The following is a 222-nucleotide window of genomic DNA, read 5'->3' as shown; positions in this document are numbered from 1 at the left end:
GGGGTTGCACGCCGAGTCCAGCGACCGGAACTCGACCCGCACCGACTGTGCCTTGCCCGGCTTGTACATCGGCACCCGCACCAGCGCGGATCGGTTGTTGTGGCCCCAGCAGATGTACGCCGGTGCCTCGCCCCCGCCCTGCAGTCGCTTGTACGAGTTCACCCACTGGTTCGTCACGGCGGTGATCTCCGGCGAGTGTTTGAGCAGGCCGGCGATGAACGC

The 222-nt window shown here is 67.1% G+C and carries 1 pseudogene; it reads right to left on the bottom strand.

The annotated features are described in order from the left end of the window. Nucleotides 1-222 (bottom strand): annotated as a pseudogene (locus tag ELR45_RS41930) (glutamine synthetase); the annotation flags it as partial.

Source organism: Phytoactinopolyspora endophytica, assembly GCF_004138495.1.
Classification (GTDB): Bacteria; Actinomycetota; Actinomycetes; order Jiangellales; family Jiangellaceae; genus Phytoactinopolyspora; species Phytoactinopolyspora endophytica.
Note: the sequence above shows the minus strand (reverse complement) of the source record. Positions and strands in the feature narration are given on the sequence as shown.